Consider the following 16,107-nt stretch of genomic DNA (forward strand, 5'->3'; position numbering starts at 1 on the left):
CAGGTAGCGGGCCTATCATGCTGCCCGTGGCGCTACGGCAGGAACACTCATCGGTGTCCCGTCGGCTGGCGTACGTCGTGATCACCGTTGTGTTCGCGAACTATCTGTTGAACGCGTTCCTGTACGTCCTGGAGACCGGCGCGACCCCGGCACGGATCACGGGGTCGCTGGCCTGTCTGTTCTCGATCGGGTACCTGCAGCTCGGGGTGTTCTCCCGGCCGGGCACGAACCCGCGGTCCGGCACGGCGCACCTGGCGCTGGGTGCGATGGCGCTGCTGGTGTTCGCTCCGGTGCCGTTCTTCCCGACCGCGTGGGGCGGCATGCCCGTGTTCCTCGCGGGCAGCTGCCTGCTGGTGCTGCCGGGTCGTGTGCGGTGGTTCGCGTTCGTCGCCGTGGCGCTGGCCAACCCCGCGTCCAAGATCGCCTACGGCATCCCCACCGGCGTGATGGCCTACTACGTGGCGTCCTCGCTGACCGCGGGCCTCGCCGTCTACGGCCTGTCCCGGTTGCCCTCGCTCGTGCTGCGGCTCGAGAACGCCCGTTCGGAGGTCGCCGATCTGGCCGTCTCGCGGGAACGGCTGCGGTTCTCGCGCGACCTGCAGGACCTGGTCGGCGTCAGCCTCGCCACGATCATGCTGAAGGCCGGAACGGCCCGCCGGATGGTCGGCGAGCAGACGGATCGGGCGTCGGCTGAGATCACCCGGATCATCGGCCTGTCCCGCGAGGCCCTGACGGACGTGCGGGCGGTGGCGTCGAGCTACCGCGAGCCGTCTCCGGCCGGGGAGGTCTCCGCGCCGCGGGAGGGCGTCACGAAGCTGCTCACGACCGTGGTGATCGGGTACGGCGTGATGGCGACGCTGCTTGCGTCCTACGACATGACCAGCCTCGTCGAGCCTGCGGTCGCCGCGACGAGCAGCGCGGTGATCGGGGCTCTGGTGCTCGGCGTCGTCAGCCGGCCGCACGTGCGGCCGGCGCTCGGCCACGCGGCCCTCGCCGGGATCGCCCTCTGCGTGTACGTCCCGCAGTTCGTGTTCCAGGACCCGTTCCTCGGCGGTGTCCCCGGCTTCCTCGCGGGCTCCGCGCTGCTGGTCCTGCCTCGGTGGACCGGCTGGGCCGCGTTCGGCGCGGTCGTCGTCAGCCAGGGCGTCCTGCAGGCCGTCTGGGGCTTCCCGGCGACCGACGTGGTGTGGGGCCTGATCGCGGCGACGAACCACGGGCTGGTGCTGTACGCGCTGACCCGGCTGCGGTCGATGGTGACCGAACTGCAGGAAGCCCGGGAGGAGCTGGCGACGGCGGCGGTCACGCGGGAACGGTTGCGGTTCGCCCGCGATCTGCACGACCTGCTCGGTTACAGCCTGTCCGCGATCACGTTGAAGAGCGAACTCGCGCACCGGCTCGATCCCGGCAGGGCCCGCCAGGAGCTCACCGAGGTCCTGGAGATCTCCCGCCAGGCGCTCGCGGACGTCCGGTCCGTGGCGTTGAGCTACCGCGAACTCTCGTTCGACGAGGAAACCCGGTCGGCGCAGGCGCTGCTGTCCGCCGCCGACGTCGAGGTGACGGTCCGGATGGACGCGGCCGAGCTGCCCACCGAGGTGAACGTGGCTCTGGCGACGGTGCTGCGCGAAGGCGTCACGAACCTCCTGCGGCACAGCAAGGCCGAGCACTGCGAGATCGTGCTCTCCAGCGCACCGCACCTCGTCACGATGGACATCGTCAACGACGGAATCCCCGCCACCGAACGGAAGTCAGGTGACGGCAGCGGGATCGGCAACCTGACGACTCGGGTGCGAGCGCTCGGCGGCGACCTGCACGCCGGGCCCACGCCGGAGCACACCTACCGGCTGCGCGCCGAGATCCCGCTGGCCGTCACAGCATCTCGATGACCGCGCAGCCCCAGCTGTAACCCGCGCCGACGCCGAACATCACGATCCGCTGGCCCGAGGTCGCCTTGCCCGTCGTCACGAGGTGGTCGAAGCTCGCGAACTGGTCGCCGGCGCCGAGGTGCCCGACCGTGCGGCTCCACGACCACGTGGTGCGTTCCGGCTCGATGTCGTACGGGCGCAGGTAGTTCACGTCCAGCCGGCGGCGGCCGAAGTGCGGCAGGATGATCCAGTCCGCGTCACCGATCTTCATGTCGGCGTCGGACAGCGCCTGCTCGACGGCGAGCGCCTGGCCCGCGTTGGCCTTGTTGATGCCGTAGGAGAGCCCGAACTCGCGGCTGAACGTGTGCTTGGCCTCCTCGAAGTCCACCGGGATGCGGTGCGAGAAGGGCGCGAGGCCGAACGGCACGTCGCCGCGGTGCAGTGGTTCGAGATCGCTGTCCGCGTTGATGGCCAACGAAAGCAGCTTCGCGTAACCACCTCGGGTGGACAGCACGAGAGCCGACGCGCCGTCGCCGTAGGGCGTTCCGGGGTCGGTCCTCCAGCGGTCGATCCCCGGCAGGCAGAAGCGGTCGGAGGACGTGAGGAGGGCGTCCCTGCCGGGACGGGCGATCAGGTACGACACGGCGAGGTCCATCGCGGCCAGGCCGCCGTTGGACATCTGCCGGATCTCCAGCGCCAGACAGGAGTTCCGCACCGTCTCGCGCTGGATGTAGGAACCGACCGGCCACAGGTCCTGGCCCTGGTGGTACGTGGTGGCGTGCAGGATCAGGTCGACGTCGTCGGGCTCGGATCCCGCCCGTCCCAACGCGACCCTGGCCGCCTCGACCGCCATCTCGGCCGCGGACTCGTGCGGGGACACGGACACGGACTCGACGTCCGTCCGCGCGACGAGCTTCGGCTCGCACTCTCCCGACGCGATCGCGTCCGCGACGTTCAGCGTCGAGGGCAGGCGCACGCCACTGCCGTTGACGAAGACATCCTTGACTCGCACCGCGGTCAGACCTCCTTCAGCGCGCGTGCCACGCGCACGACGCGTTCCGCCTGGATCTGGGCCGCCTGCAGCGCGATCTCGTCGACCGGCACGTTGTCCGCGCCCAGGACGTGAGAGGTGCCGTAGGGGTTCAGGTTCCCGCCCGGCGGCACGATGATCCCGCCGAAGTGGCAGACCATGTTGTAGATCGACACGAGGGTGGTCTCCATGCCGCCGTGCAGGCTGCCGCCGGAGGTGAACGCGCTGTAGACCTTGTCGGCCAGCAAGCCGCTGAACCAGGCCGGCCCCAGCGTGTCGATGAACTGCTTGAGCTGCGAGGACACGTTGCCGAAGCGGGTGGGCGTGCCGAGGACGACGGCGTCGGCCCACAGCACGTCGTCGACCGACGCGACGGGGACGTCCGCGGTCTCCTCCAGGTGCGCCGCCCAGGCCGGCCGGGACCGCCACACGGTCTCGGGCGCGAGCTCGGCGGCACGGACCAGCCGCACGTCGGCGCCGTGCTTCTGGGCCGTCTCGGCGATCTCCGTGGCGATCCGGTGAATCGTTCCCGTCGAGGAGTAGTACACGACCGTCACGTTGACGCTGCGTTCCATGACGCATCCCTTCGCGAGGCAGCTCGGTTCACCCTTGCCGGGCCGCCTTGATGTGGCGTGGAGCGCGACATGAACGTTGGGAGATATGGTGTCGCGCGGAGGGGCGCGATGATCAGGGTTCTGCTCGCGGAGGACATGCACATGGTGCGCGGTGCTCTCATCGCGCTGCTCAACCTCGAACCGGACATCGAGGTCGTGGCCGAGGTGAGCTCGGGCGACAAGATCGTGCCGGCGGCGCGCCAGCACACCCCCGACGTCTGTGTGATCGACATCGACCTGCCGATCCTCGACGGGCTCAGTGCCGCGTCGACGATCCGCGAGACGATGCCGCAGGTCAGGACGTTGATGCTGACGTCGCTGGGCCGGCCGGGGACGTTGCGCAGGGCGCTGGCGGCCCGCGTGGACGGCTTCCTGCTCAAGGACGCGCCGCCGACGGAGCTCGCCGACGCGATCCGCCGCGTCGCCGCCGGGGAACGCGTCGTGGACAGCCAGCTCGCCCTGGCCGCGTGGGACCGCGGCGAGTGCCCGCTGACCGACCGCGAGCTGGAGGTCCTCCGGCTGGCGGCGAACGGCGCCGACGCGCCCGACATCGCTGTCGCGCTGTCGCTCTCGGTCGGCACCGTGCGCAACTACATGACGACGATCATGACCAAGCTCAACGGGCGCAACCGGGTGGACACCATCCGCATCGCCGACGAAGCCGGCTGGCTGTAGGCCGGTTCCCGGCTGTGCGGACGGCATCGGTCAGGCTGCCCTCTGCTGGCTCGCCCGCAGGTCGAAGCCCGGCTGGGCCACGATCTCCGGGGTGAGCCGGTTGCCGCCCTCGAGGATTCGGCGTCCCATCAGGAAGTCGATGGGGCGGTTGTACGCCTCGATTCCAATCAACTTGTCATTCTTGAAGCAGAACACCGAGAACCTGCCCTCGGCCGGGTCTCCGACGGTGACCGTGCGGTCGTGGCCGTTGGTGAGACCGGCGGTCTGCAGCTTCACGTCGTACTGGTCGCTCCAGAACCACGGCAGGGCGGTGTAGGGCTCCGCGCTGCCCAGGATGGCCGCCGCGACCGTGGTGCCCTGGTCAGTGGCGTTCTGCACCGACTCCAGGCGGATCAGGCCGCCGGCGTGCGTGCTGGCGAACCGCGCGCAGTCGCCGACCGCGTAAATGCGCGGGTCGACCGTGCCGAGGTGCGCGTCGACGACGATGCCGTTGTCGACCAGCAGTCCGGCGCGCTGGGCGACCTCGGTGTTCGGGACGACGCCGATGCCCGCGACCACGAGGTCGGCGACGAGCACCGTGCCGTCCGTGAGCTCCACCAGGCCCTCCCGGACCGCGGCGACGCCCGTCCCGGTGAGGATCTGGACGCCCTCGCTGCGGTGGCGGCTGACGAGGTGCTGAGCCGTCTCGGCCGACACCGCCCGTTGCATCACCTGCGGCTGGGCCTCGACGACGGTCACCTCGTGGCGCAGTTTCCTGACCACGGCGGCGAACTCGAGGCCGATGAACCCGCCGCCGATGACGACGACGTCCAGTCCGATCTGCCCTTCGAGCCGCTGCCGGATCGCGTCCGCGTCGGCGACCGTGCGCAGGTTCAGCACGTGCTCGGCGCCGGGGATGGGCAACGGCCGCGGCCGCGCTCCCGTCGCGAACACCAGGTGGTCGTAGCTGACCGTGCGGGCACAACCCAGCACCGCGACCCGCGCCTGGCGGTCGACCCCGATCACCCGCTCGTTCCGCACGAGCTTGATGCCGTGGTCGTCGTAGTACGAGTCCTGCCTCAGGACCAGGCCGGCGAGGTCGGTCTCCCCCGCCAGGTATGCCTTCGTGAGCGGGGGCCGCTGGTACGGCGCGGCCGCCTCGTCACCGATGAGCGTGATGGGGCCGCGGTGTCCCTGTTCGCGCAGGGACACCGCGACCTGGCAGCCCGCCTGCCCGGCCCCGACGACGACTACCGACTCGCCGCGCATGTCAGTAGTTGCCCAGCCCGCCGCAGACGTTGAGCGCCTGTGCGGTGATCGAGGACGCGGTGTCCGTCGTCAGGTACGTCACGAGACCGGCGACCTCTTCCGGCGTGCTGTACCGACCCAGCGGGATCTTGGCGTTGAACTTCTCGAGGACCTCGTCCTCGGTGACACCCCAGTGGTTCGCGTACCCCTGGCGCACCCGGCCGGCCATCGGCGTCTCGACGTAGCCGGGGCACACCGCGTTGACGGTGATGCCGGACTTCGCGAGCTCGATGCCGACGGCCTTGGTGAAGCCGACGACCCCGTGCTTCGAGGCCGAGTAGGGCGCGGCGAACACGACGCCCTGCTTGCCGCCGGTGGAGGCGATGTTGATGATCCGGCCCCAGGTCTGCTCGACCATCTTGCCGGTGCTCAGGACCTCTTTGGTGAAGCGGAAGACACCGTTGAGGTTGGTGTCGATCACGTCCAGCCAGAGGTTCTCGTCCAGCTCGGCGGTGATGCCGCCACCACCGCGTCCGGCGTTGTTGACGAGGATCTCGATGGGCCCGAAGACGTCGACGGCCTTCTGCACGGCCGTGCGGATGTCCTCTGTGGACGTGACGTCCGTGGCCGCGCCGTCGGCCTCGATGCCCTCTTCCCTCAGCTGCTTCACCGTGGTCGTGACGTTCTCGGCGTTGCGGGCCACGACGAAGACCGCGTGCCCCTCCTTGCCGAGGCTGCGCGCGACCTCGAGACCGATACCGCTGGTAGCGCCCGTGACCAGGGCGACCCGTCGCTGGCTCATGCTTCTTCTCTCCCTCAGAGTTGCTTCTCAGGCATGTGCACGACGAGCCCGTCCTGCTCCTCGGTCACGGGGATCTGGCAGCTCAGCCGGCTGTTGTCCTTGCGCTCACAGGCCGTGAAGTAGAGGAGCTCGTCCTCGACCTGGTGCATCTGCGACAGCGGCTTGGTGTTCTCGGGATCGATGTACACGTGGCACGTACCGCACGAGGCGCCACCGCCGCACTGGGCGACGATTCCCTTGATGCCGTTGAGAACCGCGCCGCGCATCACGGTGTCGTCCTGGGCAACGTCGACAACGGTCTCAACCCCGTCGTGCGCTACGTAAGTGATCTTTGGCATGGCAGTTCTCCCACGGATCTGCGGCTCGCCGGACGTGGTTCACCTTGGGGGGCGGCGCTTTGCACGTGGTGGAGACCACCTTGAGCGTTCACGACCTTGCTGGAACGGCAAGTTCTCGTGCGTTCGACTCCGGGTCGACCGAGGATCGAGCCATGGCCAGGAAACGCGACCAGCCGCCGCCCAGGACCGGCGGTGGTGAAACCGAGGTGCTGCGCGGGTTCCTCGACTACCTGCGCGCGGCCGTGATCGCGAAGGTGGAGGGTGCGCCCGAACCCCGGGTGCGGGCGGCGATGGTGCCGTCCGGGACGAACCTGCTGGGCTTGTTGCGCCACCTCACGTTCGTGGAGCGGGCGACGTTCCTCGGCAAGAAGCCGCGGAGCTGGCAGGCGACCTTCCACGTGCCCTCCACGGACAGCATCGCGGATGTCGTGGCGGGCTATCGGGAGGCGGTCGAGCGTTCGAACGAGGTGCTCGACGCCAGTGCTGCCGAGGACGTCCGGTGGCGGCTCGCGCACATGATCGAGGAGACGGGCCGGCACGCCGGGCACGAGGACATCCTCCGCGAGCTGATCGACGGCGCTACCGGACGCTGACCTCGAACACCCCGTATCCGCACGAACCCGGCACCTGGCCCGTTGCTCCGCTGGCATTCGAGCAGCTGTTGCGACTCTGCGGTGTCGGCGTACACCCACCCGCGGAGGTTCCACCGTGCCCCTCAAGGAGTTCTACGACCAGCAGGTGAACTGGTCACCGCCGTTCGAGGACGGCCTTGAACGCGCGACGGTCGTCGTGCCACGCGACTATTCCGACCCGGACGGTCCCAAGCTCACCATCGCGATCGCCCGCCTCAAAGCGACGGACAAGTCCAAGCGGCGTGGCGTCCTGCTGGCCGTCAACGGCGGGCCCGGCGGCGACGGCGGTGACGGCCTCGGGCTGATCAAGCTGCTCGGCAAGCGGGTCCGGACCGCCTACGACCTCATCGGGTTCGACCCGCGCGGGTACGGCGAGTCCACCAAGCTCTACAGCGAGGTGACGATTCCCAAGGCGCCCTTCGACTCCCGGCCGCCGGACTCGCTCTTCCCCCAGCTGGCCGAGGACATGCGGCTGCGCGAACTCGGCTGCGAGAAGGCCGGCGGCGAGCTGCGCAAGCACATCACGACACGCAACACCGCGCGGGACATGGACCTGATCCGGGTCGTGCTCGGCGAGGAGAAGATCTCGTTCGTCGGTTACGCGTACGGCACGTACGTCGGCGCGGTCTACGGCACGATGTTCCCGGAGAACCTCGACCGCACGGTGCTCGACTCGTGCATCAATCCACAGTGGACGTGGCGCGAGCAGTTCGTCACGCAGGCGGAGGCGGTCTACCGCAACGTCGCGCTGTGGGCGGAGTGGACGGCGGAGCGCGACGGGCACTTCCACCTCGGCAAGACGTCGGACCAGGTGATCGCGGAGATCGAGGCCGTCGTCGAGAAGCTCGAGGAGGGCGACCAGGTCCAGCTCCGCACGTTGCTCGACGGCGCGGTCGGCACGCGGTCGACGGACCGGGCGCAGTGGGACTCGCTGGGCTACCTCATCGGTGACCTGCGCACCACGTTGCAGGACGCCAACTACGAGAAGGCGCGGGCGCTGATCGTCGGGCAGGCCACGTGGCGGCCGCAGGACTCCGAGGGCGACCTGCGGGTCGGCGTGCTGGAGGCCATCACGCTCGAGACCTACTGGCCGCAGGACCCCGAGGTCTACTACGCCGACGTCCGCAAGCACCGCGCCCAGCACCCGTACGGGTACGGCGTGCTGCGGGCCCAGCCGTGGGTCGGCGCGTTCCGGACGTTCGAAAGCCTGGAGCCGCCGACGAAGCTCGCGCAGCCCGGCTACCCCAAGGGACTCGTCGTGCAGGCGGACGGAGACCCGATGGACCGGGTCGAGGGCGGCGTCGAGCTGGCCGCGCTGCTGGACCACCCGCTGGTCGTCATCGAGGACTCCGGTGACCACGAGGTGTACGGGTTGGCGGGCAACGAGGTTCTCGACGCCCTGGTCGACGACTACCTCGTCGACGGTGTGCTGCCCGCGACCAAGCACACCAGGATCCCCGGGCACGTGCGGCGTCCGAACATCCCGAAGGACTAGGAAAAGCGAAAGGGCCCCGCACCGAAGTGCGGGGCCCTTTCTCGTACCTCAGTCCTCCGCGGGGAGGTCCCAGGTGACCGGGAGCTCCCACAGGCCGTAGATCACGGCGCCTTCCTTGCGCGGGATCTCCAGGAACGGCTTGGCGAGCCGCAGCGACGGGATCCGCTGGAACAGCGTCGACCACACGAGCTGCATCTCGAGGCGCGCCAGGTCGGCACCGATGCAGTGGTGCAGGCCGTGGCCGAACCCGAGGTGCTTGCGGGTGCCGCGCTCCAGGATCAGCTTCTCCGGCTCCGGGAAGATCTCCGGGTCGCGGTTGCCGTTGAGGCCGAGGCACAGGATGCCGTCGCCGGCCTTGATGGTCTTGCCGCCGATCTCGATGTCCTCCAGCGCGACGCGCGGGATGGCGGTGTCACCGATGGTCGCGAGGCGCACGAGCTCCTCGACGGCCGGCTCGATCATGCCCTCGGGGTCGTCCAGCAGCAGCTTGAGCTGGTCCGGGTGCTCCAGCAGGGCCGCGGTGCCCAGCGACAGCATCGACGCCGTGGTCTCGTGGCCACCGTTCATCAGCAGGCGGATCATGTTGAACAGGTCGCGGCGCGTGTACTCCTCGCCGGAGGCCGCGTACTCGGCCATCGCCCGCGACAGCAGGTCCTCGCCGGGCTCCTGCTCCTTCTGCGTGATCAGCTTGTCGACGTACGCGTTCACCTCGACGATCGCGGCCTGGCGCTGCTCGGGCGTCGAGTGGCCGCCGAGCAGACACGTGCCGTGCTCGATGAAGAAGTCGTGCTCGTCCTGCGGGATGCCGAGCAGCTCGCAGATGACCGTCATCGGCACGGCGAGCGAGAACTCGCGGTGGAAGTCGATCGGCGGCGTCATGGTCAGGATCTTGTCGATGTACTCGTCGACGATCTCCTGGATGCGCGGGCGAAGGCGCTTCACCTGGCGGTTGGTGAACGTCACGGCCGCCTTGCGCCGGGTCTTGGTGTGCTCCGGGTTGTCGTAGCCGATGAACGACGTCTCGGTGCGGAACTCCGGCGGCGCGATGAAGTAGAACGGGAAGTTGTCGTGCTTGCGCGACGCGCTGATCCGCGGGTCCGTGAGGAGCTGCTTGATCGTGTGGTAGCCGCTGATCGTCCAGATCCGCAGACCGGAGCCGGTCAGCGTCACCTCGACGACGTCCTCCTCGGCCATCTGCGTGTACTGCGCGGGTGGTGTGAACGGGCACGTGCGCTTGTACGGGAACGTGTCCACACCCGGCTCGGCGGTGCTGGTCATCTGGGTCTTCCTCCTAGTCGAAAGGGTGGCTCACGCCAGATCAGCGCCGCCATCGAGCGTGATGACTTGACCGGTGACCCACGAGCTCGCGGGCTCGGCGAACCGGGTGATCCACGGAACGACGTCGTCGACCTCGCCGGTGCGCCCCAGCGGTGTCTGCGAGGCCTGGAAACCGAAGTAGCCCTCGACCTCCTCGGGGCTCAACCCGTTGGCCGAGTACACCTCCGTGCGCACCGCGGCGGGCGCGACCGCGTTGACGCGGATGCCCTGCGGGGCCAGTTCGAGCGCCCAGCTGCGCACCAGGCTGTCCACGGCGGCCTTGCTGGCGCCGTACACGCCACCACCCGGCACCGCGATGTGCCCGGCGTTGCTGGAGACGAACACGATGCTGCCGCCCGGCGAAGTCAGCTGCGGCAACAGCTTGGCGGTCAGCACCAGCGGGCCGACCAGGTTGGTCTCCAGGACGTCGCGCGCGGTGGCGAGGTCGAACCCGGCGACCGGCGTGAACCGGAAGATGCCGGCGTTGTGCACGAGCACGTCCACCTTGCCGCCGCCCAGCTTCACGGCGTCGGCGACCTTCTGCGCGCCCTCGTCGGTCGTCACGTCGGCGACGACGGCGGTGATCGCGGGGTGCAGTGCGACGACCTCGGTGAGCCGGTTCTCCCGGCGGCCGGTGATGATCACGTTCGCGGCGCCGAGGTCGGCGAACGCCAGCGCCGCCGCGCGGCCGATGCCGGTTCCCCCACCCGTCACGACGACCTGCTGTCCGGCAAATGGTGCGTCCGACATGACGCCTCCAGCTTCTTTCCACTCGGCAGTGCAGTCACCGTCAACCCTGCTGGTTGACCCTTGAGTCCAGGTCTAGCTGGGGCGGAAACCCTGGAGAGCATGGGAATCCTTGCGGTGGGCAGGTGGCGCGCACGGGTCGGCAGACCCGGCGGGCACACGGAGAGCGAGTTCGAGTTCGCGCGCGACGGCACAGCGATGCTGGTCGTGGGCGGCACGGGATCCGGGACGTGGACCCAGACGGGGCCCGACACGTTCAGCTACCGGATCAACGAGGAGTTGGCCGAGGCACCGGGCACGATCGAGATCGCCCAGGACGCCGTGCTGCGCGGCGACGAGTTCGTCAGCAACGGCAACGCGGTGGTGCGCCTCGCGAACGGCACGACAGCACGTGAGGCGGCGATCCGGATCACGGCACAAAGGCTCGGATGACCTCGAAGGGGGCGCCAACACGAGGCGCCCCCTTCTACAAAGCGCGCGTCAGGAGAACTTGACCGTCACGTTGCCGGTGTACTTGCCCGCCAACAGCGACAGCAACGCCTGCGGCGCGGCCTTGACCCCACCCTCGACGATGGTGTGCGGGAAGACGAACTTGCCCTCCTGCAACCACTGTCCGAAGTGGACGACCCAGTCCTGGATCTGCTCCGGCAGGTGGTAGCACGCGAACGGGCGGATCTCCAGGTGCTTGGTGATCGCCGTCATCAGGTCGATCCGCGGGTGCTCGGCCCCGCTGTCGTTCTGGTTCGACAGCGCACCGCACAACGCGAAGCGCGCGTGCGGACGGGCCGCCTGGATCGCCGCCTCGAACTGCTCGCCACCGACGTTGTCGAAGAACACGCTGATGCCGTCCGGAGCGAGCTCGCGCAGCCGGTCGGCCACCGGGCCGTCCTTGTAGTTGAACGCGGCGTCGAAGCCGAGCTCGTTCACCAGCCAGTCGACCTTCTCCTGGCTGCCGGCCGAGCCGATCACCCTGGCACCGCGGGCCTTGGCGATCTGCCCGGCCAGCGACCCGACACCGCCGGCGGCACCGGTGACGAACACGACGTCACCCTCACCGGCCTGCGCGATGGTCGCCATGCCGTAGTACGCCGTCGGTCCCTGCGACAGGAAGTAGACCGGCGACGGCACGTACTGCCCGTTCTGCTTGATGAACTGCTGCGCCGGCCCGGACCAGTACTCCTGCCACGGCCCGAACGACTGCACCAGGTCCCCGACCGCGAGGTCCGGGCTGTTGGACTTGACCACGGTGCCCACACCACCGGCACCGGCCGGCTCGCCGACCTTCCACGGCGGCACGCCGGGGATCTGGCAGTCGGACCTCATGAACTCCTTGAAGGCGGCGGCCACCGACACGTAGTCGACGCGCACCAACACCTCTCCGTCACCGATCTCGGGGACGGCCACCTCGACGACGTCGAAGTGCTCGAGGGTCAGGTCGTCCTCGACGTGCTGGGCGAGCCTGACCTCCCACTGCTTCTCGGGGATGCTCATGGCTCTCCTTCTTCTATCCCCAGGTGACGGGGAAGGTGACGAGTGAGTGGTTGATTTCGCCCTGGTGCCACTTCAGGTCCTCGTACGGCACGGCCAGCCGGAGGTCCGGGAAGCGGCGGGTCAGGCCTTCGATGGCGATCGCCATCTCCATGCGCCCCAGCTGCTTGCCGAGGCAGTAGTGCACGCCGTGCCCGAACGCGATGTGCGGGTTCGAGGCGCGGTCGATGTCGAGCTGCCGCGGGTTCTCGAACACGTCCTCGTCGCGGTTGGCCGACGACAGCACGAAGAACACCGCGTCGCCCTTGGCGATCTGCTGCCCGCCGAGCTCCAGGTCCTCCGCCGCGATGCGGTGGAAACCCGTGGTGTCGGTGGCGAAGAGGTTGACGTGCCGCAACAACTCCTCGACCGCGGCGGGGATCAGTGACGGGTCGGCGACCAGCCGCTTCCACGTGTCGGGGTGGTCGTGCAGCAACGCCAGCACGGAGTTGGAGATCTGGTTCGCGGCGGTGTCGAAGCCGGCGCCGATGAGGGTGAACGCGAACGTCACCAGCTCCTGCTCGCTCAGCTTGTCGTCGTTGTCCCGCGCGGAGATCAGGTCGGACAGCATGTCCTGGCCGGGGTTCTCGCGCTTCTGCGCGATCAGGCCCATCACGTACCCGGCGAGCCGGCCGAACGCCCGCATCGGCGCCTCGGGGTCGTTCTCGTCGAACGTCGCGAACGCACGCGCGTCCGTCTCGAAGATCTTGAGGTCCTCGGTCGGCACGCCGAGCAGGTCGCCGATGATGGTGAGCGGCAACGGAACGCAGAGCTTCTCGACCAGGTCGACCGGGCCGCCCTCGAGCTCGACGGCGTCCAGCAGCTCGTCGGCCACCTTCTGCACGCCGGCGCGCATGGCCTCGACCTTGCGGACGGTGAACGCGCCCATCACCAGCTTGCGCAGCCGGGAGTGCTCGGAACCGTCCAGCGAGATGATCATCTCGGGTGTGGTGGTCATGGCGCCGCCGACCTGGGGAGCACCTTCAGCACACGTCAACGCGCGGCTCAGCCTGGAGTCGGCGAGCCCGGCGCGGACGTCCTCGTACTTGGTGATCACCCAGGTCGGCGTGCCGGAGTTCGTCTGCACCTTCGCGACGGGGCACTGCGCGCGCAGCTCGTCGTACTTGGGGTCCGGGCCGCGGTAGGAGGAACCGCTGAACGGGAACACCTCGTCCAGTTCAAGGGGCAGCACGGGACACCTCCGGAGTATTCGGCCTGGCCTCGCGCCGAACCTTGCTACCCGCACCTCGAAGGTGGCTCGAAACCTGGATGTCGACCGGGAGTCGAGGTCCGGTCCCTACCTTCGCGCCTATGGACACTGCACTCGTGCCGTTCCGGGTCGAGGTTCCCGACTCCGAACTGGCGGACCTCACCCGGCGGCTGGCAGCGACCAGGTGGCCGGACGCGGAGACCGTGGACGACTGGTCGCAGGGCATGCCGCTGGCCTACGCCAAGGAGCTGGCCGAGTACTGGGGAAGCGTCTACGACTGGCGCGCCACCGAAGCCCGCCTGAACGCCATCCCCCAGTTCAAGACCGAGATCGACGGTGTCGGCATCCACTTCCTGCACGCGCGCTCCCCGCACGCGAACGCGAAGCCGTTGCTGCTCACGCACGGCTGGCCCGGTTCGGTCGCCGAGTTCCTCGACGTCATCGAGCCGCTGACCAACCCGCCGGACCCGGCCGACGCGTTCCACGTCGTCGCGCCCTCGTTGCCGGGCTACGGTTTCAGCGACAAGCCGACCGGAACCGGCTGGACGCTGGAGAAGATCGCGGCTTCGCTCGTCACGTTGATGGGCCGCGTGGGCTACGACAAGTTCTACGCGCACGGCAACGACTGGGGCTCGTTCATCACGGGCATCCTCGGACACATCGCGCCGGACAACGTCGAGGCGATCCACCTCGTCATGCCGTTCGCCCCCGCTCCCGAGGCCGAAGTCCAGCTGACACAGGAGGACTACAAGGGACTCGGTGCGCTGAAGGAGTTCGCCGCCAAGGAGTCCGCGTACGCGGCGGTGATGAACACCAAGCCGCAGTCGCTGGCCTACGGGCTGACGGACTCCCCCATCGGACAGCTCGGCTGGGCCGGCGAGAAGTACTGGTCGTGGAGCGACCACGACGGCGACGCGGAGAAGATCATCTCCCGCGACCGGATCCTCGACATGGTCTCGGTGTGCTGGTTCACCGCCACCGCCGCGTCGTCGGGCCGGTTGTACTGGGAGAGCTACAACAAGTCGCCGCTGACGCAGGTCGGCGTGCCGACGGGCTTCTCGGTGTTCCCCGCCGACGCCCGGATGCCCAAGGCGTGGGCCGAGCACCGGTTCACCGATCTGCGCTACTGGCGGGAGATGCCGTCCGGCGGCCACTTCCCGGCGCTGGAGAACCCGGTCGTGCTCGTCGAGGAGCTGCGGACGTTCTTCCGCCTGGTGCGCTCATGACGGCGACGCTGAACAGGCCCGGCACCAAGCTCGGGCTTGTTCTGGCCGTGTGCTGCCTGGCGCAGTTCATGAACGTGCTGGACGCGTCGGTCATGAACGTCGCCCTGCCCTCGATCTTCGAGGAGCTGAGGTTCGAACGGCACGACCTGCAGTGGGTCAACAGCGCGTACACGATCGCGGTGTGCGGCTTCCTGCTGCTGGGCGGCCGGCTCGCCGACCTCTTCGGGCAGCGCCGGGTGTTTCTCTTCGGTGCCACCCTGTTCACCGTCGCGAGCGCCGTCGGCGGCATGGCGACCTCACCCGGCACCCTGATCGCGGCCCGCGGGTTCCAGGGCCTGGGCGCGGCCGTGATGGCACCGGCGTCGCTCACGGTCCTCGGCACCACGTTCACCGATCCGAACGCCCGTGCCAAGGCCTTCGGCTGGTGGAGCGCCGTGTCCGGCACGGGTGGAGCGGTCGGCGTGCTGCTCGGCGGCATCGTCACCGAGTCGCTCGGCTGGCGCTGGGTGCTGCTGATCAACGTCCCGCTGGGCATCGCGCTGGTGACCATGATCCGCAGGGCCGTGCCGGAGACGCCGAGTGGCGGCGGCCGCAAGAGCCTCGACGTGCCGGGCGCGATCACCGTGACGATCGGCCTGATGGCGCTGGTCTACGGCATCGCGCAGTCGCACGAGCTGGGCTGGGGTTCCTGGCAGGTCGCCGGTTCGCTCGCGCTGGCCGTGGTCCTGTTCGCGTTCTTCCTGCGCCAGCAGATGGTCTCCGCCCACCCGCTGATGCCCCTCGGCATCTTCCGCAACCGCGCGGTGACGGCGACGAACATCGTGGCGTTCTTCGCGATCGCCGCCCTGTTCAGCACCTTCTACTTCCTCACCCTGGTGCTGCAGCAGGTGATGGGCTTCAGCGCGCTCGCCACCGGCATCGGCTACCTGCCGTTGTCGATCGGCATCGCGCTCGGCGGGTTCGGCGTGGCGCGGATCGTGCCGAGGATCGGGCCGCGGCCGGTGCTGATCGCCGGCCTGCTCACCGCGACCGCCGGGCTGCTGTGGGTGTCCACAGCGGACGAGACGTCGACGTTCCTCGGCTCGATCCTGGTGCCGACCACGTTGCTGGGACTGGGAATGGGCGCGGTGCTCAACGCGACCACGAACGCCGCGACGTCCGGTGTGCCGCGCGAGCAGGCGGGCCTCGCGTCCGGGCTGCTCAACACGATCCGGCAGATGGGCAGCGCGATCGGACTGGTCGTCCTCGCGACGATGTCGTCGGCCCGCGCGGACTCGTTGCTGGCTCAGGGCGAACCGCTGCGGCACTCGCTCGGGTCCGGGTACGGGCTCGCGTTGCTCGGCGCGGCCGCCTTCACCTTCTGCGGCGCGCTGGCGGCCCTCGCCGTTCCTCGCAAGAAGTAGCC

16 protein-coding genes are annotated in these 16,107 nt (G+C 69.2%); 7 read left to right on the forward strand and 9 right to left on the reverse strand.

Annotated elements, in window-relative coordinates; all coding sequences use genetic code 11:
* The first annotated feature begins 26 nt into the window (after positions 1–26).
* Positions 27–1,883 carry a sensor histidine kinase gene (locus tag IEY88_RS35110; RefSeq protein ID WP_189159218.1) on the forward strand — a complete coding sequence of 619 codons (1,857 nt, stop codon included), beginning with the start codon at positions 27–29 and terminating at the stop codon, positions 1,881–1,883.
* Here IEY88_RS35110 and IEY88_RS35115 read toward each other — a convergent pair.
* Entirely contained in the window at positions 1,867–2,874 is a 1,008-nt protein-coding gene (locus IEY88_RS35115; protein WP_189159219.1) for a ketoacyl-ACP synthase III family protein, read from the reverse strand. The genes IEY88_RS35110 and IEY88_RS35115 overlap by 17 nt on opposite strands.
* Before the next feature lie 5 nt (positions 2,875–2,879).
* Entirely contained in the window at positions 2,880–3,467 is a 588-nt protein-coding gene (locus tag IEY88_RS35120) for a flavodoxin family protein (protein WP_189159220.1), read from the reverse strand.
* Between the two features lie 108 nt (positions 3,468–3,575).
* Here IEY88_RS35120 and IEY88_RS35125 point away from each other — a divergent pair, with 108 nt between their 5' ends.
* Positions 3,576–4,181 carry a response regulator transcription factor gene (locus IEY88_RS35125; protein WP_189159221.1) on the forward strand — a complete coding sequence of 202 codons (606 nt, stop codon included), beginning with the start codon at positions 3,576–3,578 and terminating at the stop codon, positions 4,179–4,181.
* 30 nt (positions 4,182–4,211) lie between these two features.
* Here the strand turns inward: IEY88_RS35125 and IEY88_RS35130 are convergent, their stop codons facing one another.
* From IEY88_RS35130 to IEY88_RS35140, 3 genes are read right to left on the reverse strand one after another with little or no spacing between them, the layout of a single operon-like run.
* The gene (locus tag IEY88_RS35130) at positions 4,212–5,429 is read right to left on the reverse strand and encodes an NAD(P)/FAD-dependent oxidoreductase (protein WP_189159222.1); all 1,218 of its coding nucleotides are present in this window, start codon (positions 5,427–5,429) and stop codon (positions 4,212–4,214) included.
* A 1-nt stretch (position 5,430) separates the two neighbouring features.
* Positions 5,431–6,210, reverse strand: coding sequence for an SDR family NAD(P)-dependent oxidoreductase (locus IEY88_RS35135; protein ID WP_189159223.1), 780 nt, complete (start codon positions 6,208–6,210; stop codon positions 5,431–5,433).
* Positions 6,211–6,224: 14 nt separating this feature from the next.
* Positions 6,225–6,548, reverse strand: coding sequence for a 2Fe-2S iron-sulfur cluster-binding protein (locus IEY88_RS35140; protein ID WP_189159224.1), 324 nt, complete (start codon positions 6,546–6,548; stop codon positions 6,225–6,227).
* A gap of 152 nt (positions 6,549–6,700) precedes the next feature.
* Between IEY88_RS35140 and IEY88_RS35145 the strand changes: the two genes are divergently transcribed.
* On the forward strand, positions 6,701–7,141 hold the full coding sequence (locus tag IEY88_RS35145) for a DinB family protein (protein WP_189159225.1): 441 nt from the start codon (positions 6,701–6,703) through the stop codon (positions 7,139–7,141).
* A gap of 115 nt (positions 7,142–7,256) precedes the next feature.
* Positions 7,257–8,675 carry an alpha/beta fold hydrolase gene (locus tag IEY88_RS35150; RefSeq protein ID WP_189159226.1) on the forward strand — a complete coding sequence of 473 codons (1,419 nt, stop codon included), beginning with the start codon at positions 7,257–7,259 and terminating at the stop codon, positions 8,673–8,675.
* 48 nt (positions 8,676–8,723) lie between these two features.
* Here the strand turns inward: IEY88_RS35150 and IEY88_RS35155 are convergent, their stop codons facing one another.
* On the reverse strand, positions 8,724–9,953 hold the full coding sequence (locus IEY88_RS35155; protein WP_189159227.1) for a cytochrome P450: 1,230 nt from the start codon (positions 9,951–9,953) through the stop codon (positions 8,724–8,726).
* Between the two features lie 30 nt (positions 9,954–9,983).
* The gene (locus IEY88_RS35160) at positions 9,984–10,742 is read right to left on the reverse strand and encodes an SDR family NAD(P)-dependent oxidoreductase (RefSeq protein ID WP_093600074.1); all 759 of its coding nucleotides are present in this window, start codon (positions 10,740–10,742) and stop codon (positions 9,984–9,986) included.
* Positions 10,743–10,841: 99 nt separating this feature from the next.
* On the opposite strand from IEY88_RS35160, the gene IEY88_RS35165 reads away from it, so the two are divergent.
* Entirely contained in the window at positions 10,842–11,171 is a 330-nt protein-coding gene (locus tag IEY88_RS35165; RefSeq protein ID WP_189159228.1) for a hypothetical protein, read from the forward strand.
* A 48-nt stretch (positions 11,172–11,219) separates the two neighbouring features.
* Here the strand turns inward: IEY88_RS35165 and IEY88_RS45185 are convergent, their stop codons facing one another.
* Together IEY88_RS45185 and IEY88_RS35175 are read right to left on the reverse strand one after the other, a co-directional pair.
* Positions 11,220–12,230, reverse strand: a complete 1,011-nt coding sequence (locus tag IEY88_RS45185) for an MDR family NADP-dependent oxidoreductase (protein WP_189159229.1) — start codon at positions 12,228–12,230, stop codon at positions 11,220–11,222.
* Between the two features lie 13 nt (positions 12,231–12,243).
* Positions 12,244–13,458, reverse strand: a complete 1,215-nt coding sequence (locus tag IEY88_RS35175) for a cytochrome P450 (RefSeq protein ID WP_189159230.1) — start codon at positions 13,456–13,458, stop codon at positions 12,244–12,246.
* A 119-nt stretch (positions 13,459–13,577) separates the two neighbouring features.
* Between IEY88_RS35175 and IEY88_RS35180 the strand changes: the two genes are divergently transcribed.
* Complete coding sequence (locus tag IEY88_RS35180; RefSeq protein WP_189159231.1) at positions 13,578–14,702, forward strand: epoxide hydrolase family protein; 1,125 nt, start codon at positions 13,578–13,580, stop codon at positions 14,700–14,702.
* Positions 14,699–16,105 carry an MFS transporter gene (locus IEY88_RS35185; RefSeq protein ID WP_189159232.1) on the forward strand — a complete coding sequence of 469 codons (1,407 nt, stop codon included), beginning with the start codon at positions 14,699–14,701 and terminating at the stop codon, positions 16,103–16,105. The genes IEY88_RS35180 and IEY88_RS35185 overlap by 4 nt, the downstream gene beginning before the upstream one ends.
* Positions 16,106–16,107 lie beyond the last annotated feature (2 nt).

The sequence above is a fragment of the Lentzea pudingi genome (assembly GCF_014646255.1).
GTDB classification, from domain to species: domain Bacteria; phylum Actinomycetota; class Actinomycetes; order Mycobacteriales; family Pseudonocardiaceae; genus Lentzea; species Lentzea pudingi.

Coding starts and splice junctions, on each gene's coding strand:
- IEY88_RS45185 (WP_189159229.1), bottom strand. CDS start 12,230: ATGAGCATCCCCGAGAAGCAGTGGGAGGTCAGGCTCGCCCAGCACGTC.
- IEY88_RS35160 (WP_093600074.1), bottom strand. CDS start 10,742: ATGTCGGACGCACCATTTGCCGGACAGCAGGTCGTCGTGACGGGTGGG.
- IEY88_RS35180 (WP_189159231.1), top strand. CDS start 13,578: ATGGACACTGCACTCGTGCCGTTCCGGGTCGAGGTTCCCGACTCCGAA.
- IEY88_RS35135 (WP_189159223.1), bottom strand. CDS start 6,210: ATGAGCCAGCGACGGGTCGCCCTGGTCACGGGCGCTACCAGCGGTATC.
- IEY88_RS35165 (WP_189159228.1), top strand. CDS start 10,842: ATGGGAATCCTTGCGGTGGGCAGGTGGCGCGCACGGGTCGGCAGACCC.
- IEY88_RS35155 (WP_189159227.1), bottom strand. CDS start 9,953: ATGACCAGCACCGCCGAGCCGGGTGTGGACACGTTCCCGTACAAGCGC.
- IEY88_RS35120 (WP_189159220.1), bottom strand. CDS start 3,467: ATGGAACGCAGCGTCAACGTGACGGTCGTGTACTACTCCTCGACGGGA.
- IEY88_RS35125 (WP_189159221.1), top strand. CDS start 3,576: ATGATCAGGGTTCTGCTCGCGGAGGACATGCACATGGTGCGCGGTGCT.
- IEY88_RS35140 (WP_189159224.1), bottom strand. CDS start 6,548: ATGCCAAAGATCACTTACGTAGCGCACGACGGGGTTGAGACCGTTGTC.
- IEY88_RS35130 (WP_189159222.1), bottom strand. CDS start 5,429: ATGCGCGGCGAGTCGGTAGTCGTCGTCGGGGCCGGGCAGGCGGGCTGC.
- IEY88_RS35185 (WP_189159232.1), top strand. CDS start 14,699: ATGACGGCGACGCTGAACAGGCCCGGCACCAAGCTCGGGCTTGTTCTG.
- IEY88_RS35145 (WP_189159225.1), top strand. CDS start 6,701: ATGGCCAGGAAACGCGACCAGCCGCCGCCCAGGACCGGCGGTGGTGAA.